Here is a 531-nt window from a genome sequence, read left to right as displayed (position 1 = left end):
CAGTGATGCTGATCATGGCTGTCATGAGGTGACCAAGTTGCTGCCGTCAGGCGCCCATCGCGGGGATGGCCGGCTGTCATGGGCGCGCCTGTTCACATGTTCTCCCGTGGCGGGACGCCATTGGCTGGTGGTGTGTCGGGTGGAAGCCGGGAGTGCGGCGTGCGGGGGAAACGTATTGGCACTGGTTTGGGGTGGTGCGGGGGTTGGGTTGGTGTGGTGGCATCGCCGGTCGTGGACTGCGTCGGCTTTGCCGCGGCCCTCCGTCCAGCCCGTGAAGGCAGTTTCATGGATCTTGCGCTGAGTAAGAAGCTGCGTCTCCGGCATATCGATCCTGCCAAGGGCAAGGATCAGCCTCTGTATGCCTTCGAGTTTCCGGCCCATCCGAGCGGGCTAAGCGTGGAGGAGGCCACCAAGGCTTTGTATGGCGCTTTGGCAGCCTCGACCCGGTGGCCCAGCACAACAAGATGGTCGATGTGTACAACGCCGTCATCGACTTCGTGGGCGACCGGGTTTCCGCCCTCGCCCCTACCC

General features: G+C 63.7%; 1 protein-coding gene. It reads right to left on the bottom strand.

Annotated elements, in window-relative coordinates:
• Positions 1-347 precede the first annotated feature (347 nt).
• Positions 348-531: hypothetical protein (locus tag VR44_RS46740; RefSeq protein ID WP_211275236.1), on the bottom strand; the 184-nt coding region annotated here is incomplete at its 5' end.

This window comes from Streptomyces katrae, from assembly GCF_000966975.1.
Taxonomy (GTDB): domain Bacteria; phylum Actinomycetota; class Actinomycetes; order Streptomycetales; family Streptomycetaceae; genus Streptomyces; species Streptomyces katrae.
This window is presented reverse-complemented; position numbering and strand designations above follow the sequence as displayed.